This is a genomic window from Nocardia sp. NPDC058666, from assembly GCF_042714895.1.
Classification (GTDB): domain Bacteria; phylum Actinomycetota; class Actinomycetes; order Mycobacteriales; family Mycobacteriaceae; genus Nocardia.
Genome location: NZ_JBHXRY010000004.1, coordinates 262,897 through 282,344, shown reverse-complemented (window position 1 = coordinate 282,344; position 19,448 = coordinate 262,897). Strand labels below are relative to the sequence as shown.

Annotated in this window: 17 protein-coding genes; 16 read left to right on the top strand and 1 reads right to left on the bottom strand. The window is 67.7% G+C overall.

Annotated features, from left to right (window positions below):
• Nucleotides 1–105 precede the first annotated feature (105 nt).
• Both ACFWVD_RS12980 and ACFWVD_RS12975 read left to right on the top strand, forming a co-directional pair.
• A complete protein-coding gene (locus ACFWVD_RS12980) occupies nucleotides 106–1,632 on the top strand; it encodes an FAD-dependent monooxygenase (RefSeq protein ID WP_379242232.1) in 1,527 nt (508 codons plus the stop codon).
• Between the two features lie 133 nt (nucleotides 1,633–1,765).
• On the top strand, nucleotides 1,766–2,677 hold the full coding sequence (locus tag ACFWVD_RS12975) for a DMT family transporter (protein ID WP_379242231.1): 912 nt from the start codon (nucleotides 1,766–1,768) through the stop codon (nucleotides 2,675–2,677).
• Nucleotides 2,678–2,688: 11 nt separating this feature from the next.
• Here ACFWVD_RS12975 and ACFWVD_RS12970 read toward each other — a convergent pair whose 3' ends face one another.
• Entirely contained in the window at nucleotides 2,689–3,069 is a 381-nt protein-coding gene (locus ACFWVD_RS12970; protein WP_379242230.1) for a hypothetical protein, read from the bottom strand.
• A 55-nt stretch (nucleotides 3,070–3,124) separates the two neighbouring features.
• Here ACFWVD_RS12970 and ACFWVD_RS12965 point away from each other — a divergent pair, with 55 nt between their 5' ends.
• From ACFWVD_RS12965 to ACFWVD_RS12900, 14 genes are all read left to right on the top strand, one after another.
• Complete coding sequence (locus tag ACFWVD_RS12965) at nucleotides 3,125–3,895, top strand: helix-turn-helix domain-containing protein (protein WP_379242229.1); 771 nt, start codon at nucleotides 3,125–3,127, stop codon at nucleotides 3,893–3,895.
• Between the two features lie 249 nt (nucleotides 3,896–4,144).
• Entirely contained in the window at nucleotides 4,145–4,780 is a 636-nt protein-coding gene (gene pyrR / locus ACFWVD_RS12960) for a bifunctional pyr operon transcriptional regulator/uracil phosphoribosyltransferase PyrR (protein WP_379242228.1), read from the top strand.
• 76 nt (nucleotides 4,781–4,856) lie between these two features.
• Entirely contained in the window at nucleotides 4,857–5,810 is a 954-nt protein-coding gene (locus tag ACFWVD_RS12955; RefSeq protein WP_379242227.1) for an aspartate carbamoyltransferase catalytic subunit, read from the top strand.
• The gene (locus tag ACFWVD_RS12950) at nucleotides 5,807–7,105 is read left to right on the top strand and encodes a dihydroorotase (protein WP_379242226.1); all 1,299 of its coding nucleotides are present in this window, start codon (nucleotides 5,807–5,809) and stop codon (nucleotides 7,103–7,105) included. The genes ACFWVD_RS12955 and ACFWVD_RS12950 overlap by 4 nt, the downstream gene beginning before the upstream one ends.
• 12 nt (nucleotides 7,106–7,117) lie before the next feature.
• Nucleotides 7,118–7,624: a transporter gene (locus ACFWVD_RS12945; RefSeq protein WP_379242225.1), complete on the top strand. Its 507-nt coding sequence runs from the start codon at nucleotides 7,118–7,120 to the stop codon at nucleotides 7,622–7,624.
• Nucleotides 7,621–8,736, top strand: a complete 1,116-nt coding sequence (carA, locus tag ACFWVD_RS12940) for a glutamine-hydrolyzing carbamoyl-phosphate synthase small subunit (protein ID WP_379242224.1) — start codon at nucleotides 7,621–7,623, stop codon at nucleotides 8,734–8,736. Before ACFWVD_RS12945 ends, carA begins: the two co-directional genes overlap by 4 nt.
• A complete protein-coding gene (gene carB / locus ACFWVD_RS12935; RefSeq protein ID WP_379242223.1) occupies nucleotides 8,736–12,098 on the top strand; it encodes a carbamoyl-phosphate synthase large subunit in 3,363 nt (1,120 codons plus the stop codon). The genes carA and carB overlap by 1 nt, the downstream gene beginning before the upstream one ends.
• 30 nt (nucleotides 12,099–12,128) lie before the next feature.
• Nucleotides 12,129–12,953, top strand: a complete 825-nt coding sequence (gene pyrF / locus ACFWVD_RS12930) for an orotidine-5'-phosphate decarboxylase (protein ID WP_379242222.1) — start codon at nucleotides 12,129–12,131, stop codon at nucleotides 12,951–12,953.
• A 477-nt stretch (nucleotides 12,954–13,430) separates the two neighbouring features.
• On the top strand, nucleotides 13,431–13,751 hold the full coding sequence (mihF, locus tag ACFWVD_RS12925) for an integration host factor, actinobacterial type (RefSeq protein WP_379242502.1): 321 nt from the start codon (nucleotides 13,431–13,433) through the stop codon (nucleotides 13,749–13,751).
• A 6-nt stretch (nucleotides 13,752–13,757) separates the two neighbouring features.
• Nucleotides 13,758–14,342 carry a guanylate kinase gene (gene gmk, locus ACFWVD_RS12920; protein WP_379242221.1) on the top strand — a complete coding sequence of 195 codons (585 nt, stop codon included), beginning with the start codon at nucleotides 13,758–13,760 and terminating at the stop codon, nucleotides 14,340–14,342.
• A 27-nt stretch (nucleotides 14,343–14,369) separates the two neighbouring features.
• On the top strand, nucleotides 14,370–14,648 hold the full coding sequence (gene rpoZ / locus ACFWVD_RS12915) for a DNA-directed RNA polymerase subunit omega (RefSeq protein WP_379242220.1): 279 nt from the start codon (nucleotides 14,370–14,372) through the stop codon (nucleotides 14,646–14,648).
• 32 nt (nucleotides 14,649–14,680) lie between these two features.
• On the top strand, nucleotides 14,681–15,901 hold the full coding sequence (gene coaBC, locus ACFWVD_RS12910; protein ID WP_379242219.1) for a bifunctional phosphopantothenoylcysteine decarboxylase/phosphopantothenate--cysteine ligase CoaBC: 1,221 nt from the start codon (nucleotides 14,681–14,683) through the stop codon (nucleotides 15,899–15,901).
• A 204-nt stretch (nucleotides 15,902–16,105) separates the two neighbouring features.
• Complete coding sequence (gene metK / locus ACFWVD_RS12905) at nucleotides 16,106–17,317, top strand: methionine adenosyltransferase (protein WP_379242218.1); 1,212 nt, start codon at nucleotides 16,106–16,108, stop codon at nucleotides 17,315–17,317.
• Between the two features lie 14 nt (nucleotides 17,318–17,331).
• A complete protein-coding gene (locus tag ACFWVD_RS12900) occupies nucleotides 17,332–19,410 on the top strand; it encodes a primosomal protein N' (RefSeq protein ID WP_379242217.1) in 2,079 nt (692 codons plus the stop codon).
• Nucleotides 19,411–19,448: the final 38 nt, after the last annotated feature.

Genomic DNA, 19,448 nt, shown 5'->3' with positions numbered 1-19,448 from the left:
GTTCCCCCTCCAACTTATAACGCACCCAGGGGCTTGCGGCAAGGCCCCGGTGGTCCTGCAGAATCGCTGGGCAACGCAGGGACCAGCCACCTTTGGGAGTGACAGATGCAAGAGATGAACGCCGACGTGATCGTTGTCGGGGCTGGGCCTGCCGGGTTGATGCTGGCGGGGGAGTTGGGGCGGGGCGGGGTGCGGGCGGTGGTGCTCGAGCGGCGGGAACGGCCGGGGACCGCGCAGAAGGCCAGCGGGCTGGGTGGGCGGATTTTGGATGTGTTGCGGTATCGGGGACTGCTCGATCGGATGACCGAAGCCAGTGGTGACCCGAGTCCGAAACCGATTTTCCCGTTCGGCGGGGTGTATCTGGACTTCACCGGTCTGGACGAAAATCCGTTGCACGCCATGGCGATTCCGCAGGCGCGTGTCGAGGAACTGCTCGCTGAGGATGCCGTCGAACTCGGGGCGCAGATCTTTCGCGGGCACGAGGTGGTCGCGGTGACGCAAGATGACGAGGCGGTGGTCGCTGAGGTGAACGGGCCGGACGGGACCTATCGTGTTCGAGCCCGCTACCTGGTCGGTTGCGATGGTGGGCGCAGTCGGATTCGTGAGCTGGTGGGGATCGGATTCCCTGGCAGCACCTATCCGGAGGTGAACCGGCTGGCCGCGGTCGCGGTGCACGAGTCGGTGACCGTGCTCGACGACGGCGGAATCGACGTGCCGGGGTTCGGGCGGATCGCGCCGGGCTTCACGCACACCGACAACGGCATATTCGCGCTGGGCGCGGTCAGCCCCGAAACACGGGTCATGTTCTTCCAGACCACCGAGGAAGAAGACGCCGAATACGACAGCGATGAACCGCTGACCATGACCGAATTGGGAGACAGTGTGCGGCGCGTGCTCGGTTCCGAGGTGCCGCTCGGCGAACCAACTCGGCTGTCGCGCTACCAGTTTCAGGACCGCCAGGCCGAAAACTACCGCTCCGGAAGGGTTTTCCTAGCAGGCGACGCGGCTCACCTGCTGCCAGCGACAGGTGCCGCGATGAACCTCGGCATGACCGACTCGGTGAACCTGGCTTGGAAATTGGCCGCCGACATCCGCGGTGGGGCACCAGCGAACCTGCTGGACACCTATCACGACGAACGCCATTTCGCCGGCGGTCGCGCACTGCTGCAAACCCGCGCCCAAGCGGCACTTCGCCAGGGCCAGGACCCCGCGGCACAGGCTTTGCGCGCGGTATTCCAAGAACTGCTCACCGACGAGCCCGCACTTCGCCGCATGGGAGCCCTCGTCGCGGGAACGGACCTGCGCTACCCGATGCCCGGAACCCATTCGCTCACCGGTACTTTCGCGCCCGACCTGCCCCTGCACACCGACCAAGGCGCCACCAGCGTCGCCGAACTCATGCACGCCGCGCGCCCGATCTTCCTCGACCTGGCAGATCGCGCCGACCTGCGCGAGATCGTCGAACAGTGGGCACCGCGCGTCGAAATCCACACGGCCAAAACCGGAGACCGCCCGGCCGACGCCATGCTGATCCGCCCCGATGGCCACATCGCGTGGGCCGCAACGCTGGACGAGCAGACCGACACCTCGACCGAGTTGCGCGCAGCGCTGACCCAATGGTTCGGCGCGTAGCGATAGAGCGCACACACGAGCGGTGGGTGTCCGACGTCCGGCGCACAGATGACCTGAAACGCGAATCCGCCCAGCATGATTCGGACAGTGAATCCGCGTTGAAATCATCACGGCCCTGTGGATTAATCGTGGGATGAATGCGATCTCGACAACCGACCAGCCGACGAAGCGCACGCTACCCGGCTGGTCGGTGCCGATGGTCTTCATCGTCGCCGCGACCTCGCAATATGTGGGCGCGGCACTGGGCGTGTTCCTGTTCGACACCACCGAACCCTCCACCGTCGCCTGGTTGCGAGCCGCCGCGGCGGGCGTGGCGCTGCTGGCCTGGCGGCGCCCATGGCGGACCCGCTGGACGCGGCGGGGGATCGTGACGGCGGCCGGTTTCGGCATCGTCACCGTCGGGATGAACATCGTGTTCTACGAGGCGATCGCCCGCATCCCCCTGGGCACCGCCGTCGCGATCGAATTCCTCGGCCCGGTCGCCGTCGCGACGCTGGGATCACGTCGGGCCAGGGATTTGCTCGCGGTCGCGTTGGTGGCGATCGGCGTGGTGATGCTCGCGGGCGTGCAACTGGACGCCGAGCCGGTCGGCGTAGCTTTCGCCCTCGCCGCAGCCGTGCTGTGGGCGGCCTACATCCTGGTCGGCAAACGAGTAGCCGACACCGGCGACGGCCAGGACTCCCTCGCCGTCGGCATGGCCGCCGCAGCCGCCCTGCTCGCCCCCTTCGTCCTGATCCCACAACTGGCCATCGACGCAGCAGTGTTCGCCGACCCCCGCACCTGGCTGTTCGGCCTCGGCGTCGGCATCCTGTCCAGCGCCGTCCCCTACGCCCTGGACCAGGTCGTACTCACCGCGGTAGGCCGAGCCCGCTTCGCCCTCCTACTCGCCCTGCTCCCCGCAACCGCCACCATCGTCGGCGCCATAGCCCTCGCGCAACGCCCCACAACCCTGGAACTCGCAGGCATCGCCCTGGTCATGCTGGCCCTGACCATCAGCGCGATCCCCACCCGCCAGTCCGCACCGGAACCACCCGTGCCGCTGTAAACGGCCAGCGATCAGACCACGACGAAAAGCCCCGCCGCCACGGCCAAAGCTGCCAGCGCGGCCACGTCGACCTGCGCCACCCGCCGGGTTCTGGAATTCAGATTCCCCCACCCGACCGCGACCGACAACGCGACAAACGAACCCGTGCTGAGCACCCCGGCCGTCATCGTCACCGCCCTCGTCGACGACACGAACGCCCCGACGATCAACCCGACGCCGACCAGCGTCAACAGCACCGCACGATGGCGCAACAGAAGTTCCAGGTCACGGTCGCGCACCTTCGTCCCGTAGACGACCGCCGCCCGACGAGGTGCCAGCGCGACCACACCGGGCACCAGATGCACCAGACCGACCGCGACGACCAGCATCGTGGCAACGACTTCTCCGAACATGGCACTCCTCCGTTCCCCCGATGCGGTCAGCAGGGGTCGTGCAAGCATGGTGGGTATGGGTGCGCCGCCACTTCCGAAAACGTGCCGTATCTCGGCCACGGTGTGGTTGTGGGCCGGTCACGCCGTCTATTGCGGCCCGTCGCTGCGCCTGGACCGCCACTGCGGCTCCGTGCTGTGCCTGGCAGTCGGCCTCGACGCCCCGTTCACTGTGCGCGCCGACGCGATCGGAGCTCGCACAGTCCGCAGCGCCCTCATCCCAGCCCGTACCCCGCACCAGATCGTGGCCGACACGCGAATGCTGTTCTGCTATATCGATCCTGGCTCGCCCAAATCCGCTGCCTGCCTGCCTCGAATGACCGAAACGTCCGAAGGGTTCGGTTTCGCCCACGCGGAGGAACCCGCGCTGATCCGCGCTGCCGACAACAACGATCCCGCCGAAATCCTGCACCTCGCGTGCGGTCCGTCCCCACGACCGGTCGACCCTCGAGTAGCCGCCGCGACAGCGATCCTGTGCGCCGACCCGGCCCGCCCGGTCACCGCGGATCAACTGGCCGCAGCGGTCCACCTGTCGAAATCCCGTCTGCTGCACCTGTTCTCCACCCACGCGGGAACAACGTTCCGCCGCTACCGGGTCTGGGCCCGCATGCTCGCCGTAGGCCGAGCGATCTCTGAAGGCGCCGACCTGACCACAGCCGCCACCCGAGCCGGCTTCGCCAGCCCCTCCCACTTCAGCGACACCTTCCACGCCATGTTCGGCCTCACCGCCACCGCCCTGCTCAACGCAGGCACCCACATCGTGATCGCGGACGGCGACGTCATGCGGTGAAGTACCCACAGTGAATGCCGTCACGCACCCGAGGGGTCGAACACACCCCACCGACGACGAAATACCGGCCCTCACAGCACTTTCGGCGCACAAGTGATCGCCGACGCATCGCCGACCCCGTCGCGAACCCCGTGGCCGCGCTCACAGGCACCCCTACCTGGTCAAAGGCATCGCGTGGCGCTGATAAGCTGACGGGCGAGTTAGACATCCTTTAACGGACCGTCCGGTGAGGCGGGGAAGGAGGTCGGCATGGCTGTGCCCGAACGGGCGGCCAAAACCGGCGCGAGTGAAACATCGCAACGGCACACCCCGGAGTGGGTGGACGCCGGACGCGAGCTGTTGTCCCCGTCGGACGTGCAACGCACGGTAGCGCGGATGGCGCATCAGATCATCGAGAAGACCGCCCTGGATTCCGGCGACGCCGACGCACCGCGGGTGGTTCTGATGGGAATCCCGACGCGCGGCACCACCCTGGCGAACCGGCTGGCGGACAAGATCGAGGAATTCTCCGGCGTGCGGCCCGCGCTGGGCTCGCTCGACATCACCCTGTACCGCGATGACCTGCGCAGTCGCCCGCATCGCCCGCTCGAGCGCACCTCGGTGCCCGACGGCGGGATCGAGAACTCGCTGGTCGTGCTCGTGGACGACGTGCTGTTCTCCGGTCGCACCGTGCGCAGCGCCCTCGACGGCCTGCGCGACCTCGGTCGCCCCCGCGCCGTGCAGCTGGCGGTGTTGATCGACCGCGGCCACCGCGAACTGCCGATCCGCGCCGATTACGTGGGCAAGAACGTGCCGACGTCGCGCGCCGAGGACATTTCCGTGTTGATGACCGAGCACGACGGTCGCGATGGGGTCTACCTGCATCAGGAGGGTCAAGAGCTGTGAGGGAGCGAAGCGACCGAACCAAGAACACAGCCATCCAATGGTTCATGCCGGAGCCGAGCGTCAGCGAGGTGGAGGCATGAAGCATTTGCTGACGGTCGATGACCTGGATCGCGGGACCGCCACGGAACTGCTCGACGAAGCCGAACGCTTCGAACAGGCCCTGCTGGGCCGCGAGGTCAAAAAGCTGCCGACCCTGCGCGGCCGCACCGTGATGACCATGTTCTACGAGAACTCCACCCGCACCCGCGTGTCCTTCGAGACCGCGGGCAAGTGGATGAGCGCCGACGTGATCAACGTCAGCGCGTCGAGTTCGTCTGTGTCCAAAGGGGAATCGCTGCGCGACACCGCGCTGACCCTCCACGCCGCGGGTGCCGACGCGTTGATCGTGCGCCACCCGGCCTCGGGTGCGGCGCATCAGATCGCGCGCTGGATGGAGCAGTGGGCTCGCGAGCAGAACCGCACCGCCCCCTCGATCATCAACGCGGGCGACGGCACCCACCAGCACCCCACCCAGGCCCTGCTCGACGCGCTCACCTTGCGTCAGCGCCTCGGCGATGTCGAGGGCAAGCGGGTAGTGCTGGTCGGCGACATCCTGCACAGCCGGGTCGCGCGCTCCAATGTCTCCCTGCTCAATACCCTTGGCGCGGAAGTGGTTCTGGTCGCGCCGCGCACCTTGCTGCCGGTCGGCGTGGAAACCTGGCCCGCGCGGGTGTCGACCTCGCTGGACGCGGAACTGCCCGGTGCCGACGCGGTGATGATGCTGCGCGTGCAGGCGGAGCGGATGAACGGCGGGTTCTTCCCGTCTGCGCGTGAGTATTCGATCAACTACGGACTGTCCGAGCGCAGGCTCGGACTGCTCGACGACGACGCGGTCGTGTTGCACCCCGGCCCGATGCTGCGCGGCATGGAAATCGCCCCGGCGGTCGCGGATTCGCCGCAATCGGCTGTGCTGCAGCAGGTTTCGAACGGTGTGCACATGCGGATGGCCGTGTTGTTCCGGCTGCTCGTCGGTCAGGAGGAAACGGTATGAGTGAGCTGCTGATCAAGAACGTCAAGCCGTATGGCGAAGGCGAACCCGTCGACGTCCTGGTGCGCGACACGATCATCGCCGAAATCGGTACCGGGATCACGGTTTCCGATGACGCCGAGGTGATCGAGGGCAACGGCCAGATCCTGCTGCCCGGCTTCGTAGACCTGCACACGCACCTGCGCGAACCCGGCCGCGAAGACACCGAGACCATCGAAACCGGTTCCGCCGCAGCGGCACTGGGTGGTTACACCGCGGTGTTCGCGATGGCCAACACCAGCCCGGTCGCCGACTCGGTCGTCATCACCGACCACGTGTGGCGTCGCGGCCAGGAAGTTGGCCTCGTCGACGTGTTCCCGGTTGGTGCTGTCACCGTCGGTCTGCAGGGCAAGCAGCTCGCCGAGATGGGCACGATGGCCGCCGGTATCGGCCAGGTCAGGATGTTCTCCGACGACGGCCACTGCGTCGACGACCCGCTGATCATGGGCCGCGCCCTCGAATACGCGAACTCCCTGGGCGTGCTCATCGCCCAGCACGCCGAAGAGCCGCGGCTGACCAAGGGCGCGATCGCGCACGAAGGCCCCAACGCCGCGCGCCTGGGCCTGCAGGGTTGGCCGCGCGCCGCCGAGGAGTCGATCGTCGCGCGTGACGCCCTGCTCGCGCGCGACGCCGGTGCCCGCGTGCACATCTGTCACGCCTCCACCGCGGGCACGGTCGAACTGGTGAAATGGGCGAAGTCCCAAGGCATCTCGATCACCGCCGAGGTCACCCCGCACCACCTACTCCTCGACGACTCGCGCCTGGAAACCTACGACGCGGTCAACAAGGTGAACCCGCCGCTGCGCGAGTCCTCCGACGTGACCGCCCTGCGCCAGGCACTGGCCGACGGCATCATCGACTGTGTCGCCACCGACCACGCCCCGCACGCCGAACAGGACAAGTGCTGCGAATTCGCGGCCGCCCGCCCCGGCATGCTCGGCCTGGAGACCGCCCTGTCGATCATCGTGCAGACGATGGTGCAGCCGGGTCTGCTCGACTGGCGCGGTGTCGCGAAGGTGATGAGCGAGAAGCCCGCCGCGATCGTCGGCCTCGACGACCACGGCCGCCCGATCGCGGTCGGTGAACCGGCCAACCTGACGCTGATCGACCCCGACGCCGAGTGGACGGTGCGCGGCGCCGAGCTGGCGAGTATCTCGAACAACACCCCGTTCGAGGACATGACTTTCCCGGCCGAGGTCACAGCCACCGTGCTGCGCGGCCGGGTAACTGCCCGCGAGGGCAAGGCGGTCGGGATCTAGGGAGGCCAGGACGTGGAAAGAACGCTGTGGGTAGTCGGGCTGCTGGCATTTTTCGTGGTGTGCCTGTGGCTGATGTACCGGGCTTGGCAGAAGAAAGCCATGCGACAGCAGGCACGCATCGGCGAACTGCCGACGGTGCCGGCCGAACTGGGCGCACAACTACTGGAACCGACCACCGGCATGTATCTGGGCAGCACCATCGCGCCCAGCTGGCAGGACCGGATCGCGGTCGGTGACCTGGGATTCCGGGCGACCGCCGAACTGACGCGGTTCGAACGCGGAATTCTGCTCGAACGCGACGGCGCCACGGTGATCTGGATTCCGCAGGAATCCGTGAGCGCTGTGCGTACCGAGCGCGGACACGCGGGCAAAGTGATGACAGACAATGGTGTGCTGGTAATTCGCTGGACACTGCCGACGGGGACCGAGATCGATACCGGTTTCCGAGGCGACGACAAGACGGTGTACCCGGCATGGACTGCGGATGCGACCAGGGTGACGACGGGAGACGATGAATGAGCACAGCAAAGGCAGCCTTGGTGCTCGAGGACGGCCGCGTATTCCGCGGAACCGCCTTCGGCGCGCAGGGCCAGACACTCGGTGAGGCCGTGTTCTGCACGGCGATGACCGGGTACCAGGAAACCCTCACCGACCCCAGCTACGCCCGCCAGATCGTGGTGGCCACCGCGCCGCAGATCGGCAACACCGGCTGGAACGACGAGGACGACGAGTCGGGCAAGATCTGGGTCGCCGGTTACGCCGTGCGCGACCCCTCGCGAGTCAGCTCGAACTGGCGCGCGACCACCACACTGCAGGAAGAGCTGGACAAGCAGAGTGTCGTCGGCATCGCCGGGATCGACACCCGCGCGGTGGTCCGCCACCTGCGCAGCCGCGGTTCGATGAAGGCGGGCATCTTCTCCGGTGCCGCACTGGCCGGCGACGAGGAACTGCTCGCACGAGTCAACGGCCAGGCCTCGATGCTGGGCGCCGACCTCGCCGAAGAGGTCAGCACCGACGCGATGTACACGATCGAACCGGTGGGCGACCACAAGTTCACCGTCGTCGCGGTCGACCTCGGCATCAAGACCAACACCCCGCGCATGTTCGCCGAGCGCGGCGTGCGCACCCACGTGGTCCCGGCCAACACCTCGATCGACGACATCCTCGCCCTGAACCCCAACGGCGTGTTCCTGTCCAACGGTCCCGGCGACCCCGCCACCCAGGTCGGCGCGATCGCGCTCACCCAGGGTGTCCTGGAACGCGGGATCCCGCTGTTCGGCATCTGCTTCGGCAACCAGATCCTGGGCCGGGCACTGGGCCGCAACACCTACAAGATGAAGTTCGGTCACCGCGGCATCAACATCCCGGTGATCGAAGAAGGCACCGGTCGCGTGTCCATCACCGCCCAGAACCACGGTTTCGCCCTCGAGGGCGAGCGCGGCGAGGTGTTCGACACCCCGTTCGGCAAGGCCGAGGTCTCCCACATCTGCGCCAACGACGGCACCGTCGAAGGGGTCCGGCTGATCGACGGCCGCGCCTTCTCGGTGCAGTACCACCCCGAGGCCGCCGCAGGCCCGCACGACGCCGCATACCTGTTCGACCGTTTCGCCGGTCTCATGGAAGGAGCCTGATGCCTCGCCGCGAGGATCTGAAGCACATTCTGGTGATCGGCTCTGGCCCGATCGTGATCGGCCAGGCGTGCGAATTCGACTACTCCGGCACCCAGGCGTGCCGGGTGCTGCGGTCCGAGGGACTGCGCGTTTCGCTGGTGAACTCCAACCCGGCGACCATCATGACCGACCCGGAATTCGCCGACGCCACCTACGTCGAGCCGATCACCCCCGAGTTCGTCGAGAAGGTCATCGAGAAGGAACGCCCCGACGCCATCCTGGCCACCCTCGGTGGGCAGACCGCGCTCAACACCGCGGTCGCCCTGCACGAGAACGGTGTGCTGGCCAAGTACAACGTCGAGCTGATCGGCGCCGACTTCGACGCCATCCAGCGCGGCGAGGACCGGCAGAAGTTCAAGGACATCGTCGCCAAGGTCGGCGGTGAAAGTGCCCGCAGCGCAGTCTGTTACACCATGGACGAGGTACGCGAGACTGTCGCCGACCTCGGTTACCCGGTCGTGGTTCGCCCGTCGTTCACCATGGGTGGGCTCGGTTCGGGCATGGCCTACAACGAGGCCGACCTGGACCGCATCGCCGGCGGTGGCCTCGCCGCCTCGCCGACCGCGAACGTCCTGATCGAGGAGTCCATCCTCGGCTGGAAGGAGTTCGAACTCGAGCTCATGCGCGACCGCAACGACAACGTGGTCATCGTCTGCTCGATCGAGAACGTCGACCCGATGGGCGTGCACACCGGTGACTCGGTGACCGTCGCCCCCGCGATGACCCTCACCGACCGCGAGTACCAGAAGATGCGTGACCTGGGCATCGACATTCTGCGCGAGGTCGGCGTCGACACCGGCGGCTGCAACATCCAGTTCGCGGTGGACCCCAAGGACGGTCGTCTGATCGTCATCGAGATGAACCCGCGTGTGTCGCGTTCGTCGGCGCTGGCGTCGAAGGCCACCGGTTTCCCGATCGCCAAGATCGCCGCGAAGCTGGCCATCGGTTACACCCTCGACGAGATCGTCAACGACATCACCGGCGAGACCCCGGCGTCGTTCGAGCCGACCTTGGACTACGTCGTCGTCAAGGCACCCCGGTTCGCGTTCGAGAAGTTCCCCGGCGCCGATGCCACGCTGACCACCACCATGAAGTCGGTGGGCGAGGCGATGTCGATGGGCCGCAACTTCTCCGAGGCTCTCGGTAAGGTGCTGCGCTCGCTCGAGACCAAGGCCGCCAGCTTCTGGACCACCGACGACGGCCAGTGGGCCCCGGCGGATCCGAGCGATCCGGCGTCGGTGCGCGAGGCGATCGAAGCGATTCTCGCCGACCTGCGTGTGCCGACCGAGGGTCGCATCTACCAGGTCGAACGCGCGCTGCGCTACGGCGCGAGCGTCGAAGAGGTCGCACTGGCTTCCGGTGTGGACCCGTGGTTCGTCGCCGAGGTGCTCGGCCTGGTCGAGCTGCGTCAGGAAGTCCTCGACGCGCCCGTGCTCGACGAGGATCTGCTGCGTCGCGCCAAGCACTACGGTCTGTCCGACCGTCAGCTGGCCGCGCTGCGTCCTGAGCTCGCGGGCGAGGCGGGCGTGCGCTCGCTGCGTCACCGCCTCCAGGTGCGCCCGGTCTACAAGACCGTCGACACCTGCGCCGCGGAGTTCGAGGCCAAGACCCCGTACCACTACAGCACCTACGAGCTGGACCCCGGTGCGGAGTCCGAGGTCGCGCCGCAGCTCGAGCGCGAAAAGGTCATCATCCTGGGTTCGGGTCCGAACCGGATCGGTCAGGGCATCGAGTTCGACTACTCGTGTGTGCATGCGGCACAGACCCTTTCGGCCGCCGGGTACGAGACCGTGATGGTCAACTGCAACCCCGAGACCGTGTCCACCGACTACGACACCGCCGATCGTCTCTACTTCGAGCCGCTCACCTTCGAGGACGTCCTCGAGGTGTACAACGCCGAAGCAGAGTCGGGCACCGTCGCCGGTGTGATCGTGCAGCTCGGCGGTCAGACTCCGCTGGGTCTGGCGCAGCGCCTCACCGATGCCGGCGTGCCGGTGGTCGGTACCTCCGCGGCCGCGATCGACCTGGCCGAGGACCGTGGCGAATTCGGTGACGTGCTCGTGGCCGCGGGCCTGCCCGCACCCAAGTACGGCACCGCCACCAACGTGGCCCAGGCCAAGAAGATCGCCAACGAGATCGGCTACCCGGTCCTGGTCCGCCCGTCCTACGTGCTGGGCGGGCGCGGCATGGAGATCGTCTACGACGAGCAGTCCCTCGAGGGCTACATCTCCCGCGCCACCGAGCTCAGCCCCGATCACCCGGTGCTGGTCGACCGGTTCCTCGAAGACGCCATCGAAATCGACGTCGACGCCCTGTGCGACGGCGAAGAGGTCTACCTCGGCGGCGTGATGGAACACATCGAGGAAGCAGGCATCCACTCCGGTGACTCCGCCTGCGCGCTGCCCCCGATCACCTTGGGCCGCAGCGACATCGAAGCCGTGCGCCGCTCCACCATCGCACTGGCCAAGGGCATCGGCGTCAAGGGCCTGCTCAATGTGCAGTACGCCCTCAAGGACGACGTGCTCTACGTCCTGGAAGCCAACCCCCGTGCCAGCCGGACGGTTCCGTTCGTCTCCAAGGCCACCGCGGTACCACTGGCGAAGGCCTGTGCGCGCGTGATGCTCGGCGCCACCATCGCCGACCTGCGCAAGGAAGGCATGCTGCCGCCCGAGGGCGACGGCGGCCACGTGCCCCTCGACGCCCCGGTCGCGGTGAAGGAAGCCGTGCTGCCCTTCCACCGGTTCCGTCGCGCCGACGGCTCCGGCGTGGACTCGCTGCTCTCCCCGGAGATGAAGTCCACCGGCGAGGTCATGGGCATCGACGCCGACTTCGGCACCGCCTTCGCCAAGAGCCAGGCCGCCGCCTACGGCTCGCTGCCCACCGAGGGCACCGTGTTCGTCTCGATCGCCAACCGCGACAAGCGCGCCATGGTGTTCCCGATCAAGCGCCTGCACGACCTGGGCTTCCGCATCCTCGCCACGGAGGGCACCGCGGAAACCCTGCGCCGCAACGGCATTCCGTGCGAACAGGTGCGCAAGCACTCCGACCCGGACGCCACCGATCCGGCCACCGGCATGCCCGAGGCCTCGATCGTGGAGCAGATCCGCGACGGCGAGATCGACATCGTGTTCAACACCCCCTACGGCAACTCGGGCCCCCGCGTGGACGGCTACGAGATCCGCACCGCCGCGGTGGGCGCGAACATCCCGTGCATCACCACCGTGCAAGGCGCGGCGGCGGCGGTGCAGGGCATCGAAGCCAGCATCAACGGTGGCATCGGGGTGCGTTCGCTGCAGGAACTGCACTCCAAGCTGCGTGGCTGACCACCATGACGACAACCAGGAGCAGGATCGATGACGACGTTCGGTAGCCGATTGCAGCACGCCATGCGCGAATTCGGCCCGGTGTGCGTCGGCATCGATCCCCATCCGGCGCTCTTGCGGGCGTGGGGCCTGACCGAGGACGTCGACGGGCTCGAGGCGTTCGCCGAGATCTGCGTCGAAGCCTTCGACGGTCGGGTCGCGTTGGTGAAGCCGCAGGTCGCGTTCTTCGAGACCTACGGTTCCGGTGGCATCGCGGTGCTCGAACGCACCATCTCGGTGCTGCGCGCCTCGGGCACCCTGGTGCTGTCCGATGCCAAGCGCGGCGACATCGGCTCCACCATGGACGCCTACGCCCACGCCTGGCTCGGCAACGGACCCCTGGGCTCCGACGCCGTGACGGTCTCGCCCTACCTCGGTTTCGGCTCCCTCGACCCGGCCCTGAGCCTGGCGAAGGCCAACCACCGCGGCGTGTTCGTCCTCGCGGCGACCTCGAATCCCGAAGGGGCACAACTGCAACGGATCACCGCCCCCGACGGCCGCACGATCGCGCAGACGATGGTCGACGACGCCGCCGCCCGTAACACCGGCGACGGCTTCGGCTCCGTGGGCGTAGTCGTCGGCGCAACCCTCACCCAGGCACCGGACCTCTCGGCCCTCAACGGCCCGATCCTGATGCCCGGTGTGGGCGCCCAGGGCGGGGGAGCGGACTCCATCCGCGCCCTGGTCCCCGAGGCCAACCTGGCCGCAGTGGTGCCCAATGTCTCCCGTGAGGTCCTCAACGCGGGCCCGTCGGTGACAGCACTGTGTGACAAAACAGCCCAACTGCAGGAAGAGTTCGCCTTCCTGCAGCGCTGAGACAACGATCACGAGCCGGGGTAGCGACACGCTGCCCCGGCTTTGTCGTGCCCGCACGGCCCCGCCGACATCCCCGATTCCGCCCCGTCATCGGGCGCGATTCTGGACGAGTTCCGCGCCCGATTTTCGCGACACGCTGTACGAAATCCAGCGACACGCGGGGATTTTCACGGAATCCGCTGGTCGCGCGGCACCGGGTTTGCCAGGGGGACGCCCGCCCGTGTCGCTACCTGGTGGCTATCATCACCCATATCGGTAAAACCGCAGGTGGGGGTGCATTTTCTGATTTCGACGGTACGATCGTGGCAGCGGAATACGGCGTCACCGCATCGAGCCCGCGCGCGCCATACGGCATCCGTAATCCGGCCCTGACCTGGGGGTCGGGTTCGCAATCGGCGCGCACCGTGGGTACGGTCGCACAGACCGTCCGGGTAACCGGCGGTAGATCTGGCAATGAACGATGAGACGGAGGAACCCGTGGCCCTTCCCCAGCTGACTGATGAGCAGCGCGCCGCTGCTCTGGAGAAGGCGGCTGCCGCTCGCCGCGCTCGGGCAGAGCTCAAGGAGCGCCTGAAGCGCGGTGGCACGAACCTGAAGCAGGTTCTCACCGACGCCGAGTCCGATGAGATTCTCGGCAAGATGAAGGTTTCCGCGCTGCTCGAAGCTCTGCCCAAGGTCGGCAAAGTCAAGGCGGCCGAGATCATGACCGAGCTGGAGATCGCGCCTACGCGTCGTCTCCGTGGGCTCGGTGCCCGTCAGCGCGCTGCGCTGCTGGCCCGCTTCGACTTCGACGCCTAAGAACTGGTGGACAAAAACACGCGGAAGGGCCGACTGGTAGTACTGGTCGGCCCCTCGGCCGTGGGCAAATCCACGGTCGTGAAGTGCGTGCGGGAACGCCTGCCCGAATTGGTGTTCAGCGTGTCGGCCACGACCCGGGACCCTCGTCCCGGTGAAGTGCACGGCCGCGATTACCGTTTTGTTTCCCGAGCGGAGTTCGACGCCATGATCGCGGCGGACGAACTGCTCGAATGGGCAGACATCCATGGGGGGTTGCAGCGATCGGGCACCCCCGCCGCCCCGGTGCGCGAAGCGCTGGCGGCCGGACTTTCAGTACTGATCGAAGTCGACCTGGCCGGTGCACGGTCGGTCCGGCAGGCGATGCCCGAGGCACTTCTGGTGTTTCTCGCGCCGCCCAGCTGGGAAGAACTGGTCTCACGGCTGCGTTCGCGCGGCACGGAGACCCCCGAGGTGATCGAGCGCAGGCTCGAGACCGCCAGGGTCGAATTGGCCGCGCGTGACGAGTTCGACACGGTCATCGTGAACAGCGAGGTAACGACCGCTTGTGCGGAGTTGGTATCGTTGTTCGTTAGCACAAATTCGAGTTCTTGACCCACTAACCCGCAGGAGCCACTCCTAGTGAGTACAGACATCACCGTAGTGCCCGCGTACGACACCCCGATCGGCCTGACCAACCCGCCGATCGATGAGCTGCTCGAGCGCACATCCTCGAAGTACGCCCTGGTGATCTACGCGGCCAAGCGCGCCCGTCAGATCAACGATTACTACAACCAGCTCGGCGACGGCATCCTCGAGTACGTCGGCCCGCTCGTCGAGCCGGGTCTGCAGGAGAAGCCGCTGTCGGTCGCCATGCGCGAGATCCACGCCGACCTGCTCGAACACACCGAGGGCGAGTGACGGCGATCGCTAGCTCGGAGGCGTAGAAGACCATGCGGATCGTCGTCGGGGTCGGCGGGGGCATCGCCGCCTATAAGGCGTGTGCCCTCGTCCGCCGGTTCACCGAGACCGGCCATCAGGTGCGCGTCGTGCCCACCGAATCGGCTTTGCAGTTCGTGGGCAAAGCGACCTTCGAGGCGTTGTCCGGGCAGCCGGTGCACACCACGGTGTTCGCCGACGTGCCCGAGGTGCCGCATGTGCGGATCGGTCAGGAAGCCGATCTGGTCGTCATCGCCCCCGCCACCGCGGATCTGATGGCGCGCGCCGCACAGGGGCGCGCCGACGATCTGCTCACCGCCACCTTGCTGACGGCTCGATGTCCGGTGCTGTTCGCGCCCGCGATGCACACCGAGATGTGGGAGCATCCGGCAACGGTGGCCAATGTCGCGACGTTGCGCGCGCACGGCGCCAATGTCATGGAACCCGCGTCGGGCCGGCTCACCGGTGCCGATACGGGTCCGGGACGGTTGCCCGAGCCCGAGGAGATCTTCGGACTCGCCTCGCTGCTGCTCGAACGTGCCGACGCGCTGCCCCGCGACCTGACCGGTCGCCGCGTGGTGATCACCGCCGGTGGAACGAGGGAACCCCTCGATCCGGTGCGATTCCTCGGCAACCGCAGCTCCGGTAAACAGGGTTACGCCCTGGCCAGGGTCGCCGCCCAGCGTGGTGCCCAGGTGACGCTGATCGCGGGCAACACCATCGAGCTCGCGCCGCCCGCCGCGGTCGAACTGGTCCACATCACCACCGCCGACCAGCTCAAAACCGCGGTCGACAAGCACGCGCTCGGTGCCGATGCCGTGATCATGGCCGCCGCGGTCGCCGATTTCCGGCCGACCACCGTGGCCGCCGCCAAGATCAAGAAGGGCGCCGCGGACGAGCCCGACTCGATCCCGCTGACCAAGAACGAGGACATCCTCGCCGGACTGGTCGATGCCCGCACCGAAGGCAGGCTCGCAGGCACCGCGATCGTCGGTTTCGCCGCCGAGACCGGTGACGACAACGGCGACGTGCTCACCCACGCGCGGTCGAAACTGGCCCGCAAGGGCTGCGATCTGCTGGTGGTCAACGCGGTCGGTGAGGGCAAGGCGTTCGAGGTCGACACCAACGACGGCTGGTTGCTCGGCGCGGACGGCACCGAGGTCGCGCTGGATCACGGTTCGAAGGCGTTGCTGGCCAGCCGGGTACTCGACGCGCTGGTCCCGCTGCTGCGCTGACCGGGTGTCGCGCGTGAAATACGTTGCGCGACAAGGTCGGCCGCGCAGTCTACCGGTGGCGTGTGCGATCGCGGCGCGGCTTGGTACTTACTCGCCACCATGTCGGTGGTTTGGAATAGTCTTGATGAGAAGGGTTGCGCGGTAACACCGAGAAGTTACCGTCACAAGCCGAACGAGTAACCCGTTGAGGGAGAGGGAATAACTGTGCGTACGACAGGTAGTCGGCTATTCACCAGTGAGTCCGTGACCGAGGGTCATCCGGACAAGATCTGTGACGCGATCAGCGATTCCATCCTCGACGCACTGCTCGCGGAGGACCCGAGCAGCCGGGTCGCGGTGGAAACCATGGTCACCACGGGGCAGGTCCATGTCGCGGGCGAGGTCACCACCTCCGCCTACGCCGACATCCCGCGCATCGTGCGCGAAAAGGTCCTCGAGATCGGATACGACTCCTCCGCAAAGGGTTTCGACGGCAACTCCTGCGGTGTCAACATCGCGATCGGCGCCCAGTCGCCCGATATCGCCCAGGGTGTGGACACCTCGCACGAGGCGCGCGTGGGCGGTTCCGACGACGCGATCGAGCGTCAGGGCGCCGGCGACCAGGGTCTGATGTTCGGTTACGCGACCATCGACACGCCCGAGCTGATGCCGCTGCCGATCGCGTTGGCGCACCGCCTGTCGCGCAAGCTCACCGAGGTCCGCAAGTCCGGCGTGCTGCCGTACCTGCGCCCCGACGGCAAGACCCAGGTCACCATCGAATACGACGGTGACCGCCCGGTTCGCCTCGACACCGTCGTGATCTCCACCCAGCACGCCGCCGATATCGACCTGGACAACCTGCTTGCTCCCGATATCCGCGAAAAGGTCGTCGAGGCCGTGATCGGCGATCTGAACATGCCGAGCCTGGACACCGCCGACTTCCGACTGCTGGTCAACCCGACCGGCAAGTTCGTGCTCGGCGGCCCGATGGGCGACGCGGGCCTGACCGGTCGCAAGATCATCGTCGACACCTACGGCGGCATGGCTCGCCACGGCGGCGGCGCGTTCTCGGGCAAGGATCCGTCCAAGGTCGACCGCTCGGCCGCCTACGCCATGCGCTGGGTCGCCAAGAACGTCGTGGCCGCGGGCCTGGCGGATCGCGTCGAGGTGCAGGTCGCGTACGCGATCGGCAAGGCGGCACCGGTGGGTCTGTTCGTGGAGACCTTCGGCACCGAGAAGGTCGACCCGGCCAAGATCTCCACCGCCATCTCCGAGGTGTTCGACCTGCGTCCGGGCGCGATCATCCGCGACCTGGACCTGCTGCGCCCGATCTACGCGCCCACCGCGGCCTACGGTCACTTCGGTCGCACCGATATCGACCTGCCCTGGGAGCACACGGACCGCGCCGACAAGCTGCGCGCGGCCGTCGGCCTGTAATACCCACGGACCGCGTGAGCGGCGAAGAACACTCGACAACAGCGGGACACCCGATCGCCAGGGTGCTCCCGCTGTTGTCGCCTGCCCACCTCGACCGCGACTTCGACTATCTGGTTCCGGCTGAACTCGAGGAGATCGCGCAGCCGGGGGTGCGGGTGCGGGTGCGGTTCGCGGGGCGGCTGGTGGATGGGTATCTGCTGGAACGACTTCCGCGCAGCGACCACAACGGCAAGATGATGCCGCTGGAGCGGGTCGTTTCTGCTGAACGTGTGCTGACTCCGGAAGTTCTGCGGTTGGCCACCGCTGTGGCCGCGCGCTATGCCGGAACGCGCGCCGATGTGCTGCGGCTGGCGATACCGCCGCGTCACGCCCGCACCGAAACGGGTGGGGTCAAGAAGGCTGAGGCGGTCGAAACTGTTGGCGGCGAGGCAGGTTCGTCGTCGGGGGATGCGGGTCTCGACTCGCCCGAATCCTCTGGTGTCGCTGCGGAATCGACCGTCGATGCCTCGGCGTGGGGACGCTACGTGCACGGGATGGCGTTCGTCGACGCGCTGGCGCAGGGTAAAGGTGCGCGGGCGGCGTGGCAGGCGCTGCCGGGGGAGGACTGGGCGGCGCGGCTGGCCGAGTTGGCGGCGACGGTGGTGGCCAGCGGGCGCAGTGCGGTGTTGATGGTGCCGGATCAGCGGGATCTGGATAGATTGCTGGCTGAATGTGTTGCGCTGGTAGGGGATTCGGCGGTCGGACTGTCGGCCGGCCTGGGGCCCGCGGCGCGGTACCGGCGGTGGTTGGCGGTGTTGCGGGGCCAGGCGCGGATCGTGGTCGGCACGCGGGCCGCGGTGTTCGCGCCTGCCCAGGACCTCGGATTGATCGCGATCTGGGACGACGGGGACGACACCTATGCCGAGCAGCGGTCACCGTATCCGCACGCGCGCGAAGTGGCGATGTTGCGCGCGCACGAGACCGGGGCGGCGTTCGTGGCCGCGGGTTTCGCGCGGACCGCGGAAGTGCAGGCGGTGGTCGAATCCGGTTGGGCGCGTGACCTTCTCGCGGAACGTCAGCTGTTGCGTGAGGTGACGCCGCGGATCAGCGCGCCCGGTGACAGTGACTTCGCGCTGGAACGTGATGCGCTGGCGCGGTCGGTGCGAATGCCCGGTGTCGCGTTCGCGGCGGCGCGTTCGGCCCTGAAGGAGAACACGGCGGTGCTGGTGCAGGTGCCGCGGCGAGGGTACGTGCCGTCGCTGGCCTGTGCGAAATGCCGCACGCCCGCGCGTTGCCGCCATTGCAACGGTCCCCTGGCATTGCCGCAGTCTGCCAACGGTGAAGCGGCCAGCCCGCATTGCAAATGGTGCGGGATCGTCGAAGCCGCTTTCCGCTGCCAAGCCTGTGGTGCGCGCGCGCTTCGAGCCACGGTGATCGGGGCCGCGCGCACTGCCGAAGAACTCGGTCGCGCGTTCGCTGGGGTGCCGATTCGCACGTCGGGGGGCGGGGAAATGCTCGACACCGTCGAACCAGGGGGTCAGGTCGTTGTCGCCACCGTCGGCGCGGAACCGCTGGTGCGCGGCGGCTACGGCGTCGCCCTGCTGCTGGACGGGTGGGCCCTGCTCGGACGCGCCGACCTGCGCGCGAGCGAGGACACCCTGCGGCGCTGGATGGGTGCCGCCGCACTGGTCCGGCCGCGCGGACAGGTGATCGTGATGGCCGAACCCTCCCTGCCCACCGTGCAAGCGTTGGTGCGCTGGGACCCCGTCAACCACGCCGCCGCCGAACTGGAAGCCCGCGCCGAAGTCGGCTTCCCGCCCGCGGTTCGCCTGGCCGCCGTCGACGGCACAACGGCCTCGATCGCCGAATTGCTCGATGCCACAACACTTCCCGAGGGCACCGAACTGCTCGGCCCGGTGCCGTTGCCGCCCACCGCCCGCAAACCGTTCTCGGGAGCGGATTCCCCCGTCGAGGTCGAGCGGATGTTGCTGCGGGTGGGTCGGTCGGGTGGCGCACCGCTGGCTCGGGCATTGGCCGCCGGGCAAGCGGTGCGCAGTTCACATCGGTCCGACGCGCCGTTGCGAGTGCAGATCGATCCGGTGGATATCGGGTGATGGGCGACCGACCGGGGTCGCCCCACGTCTATAGTCAG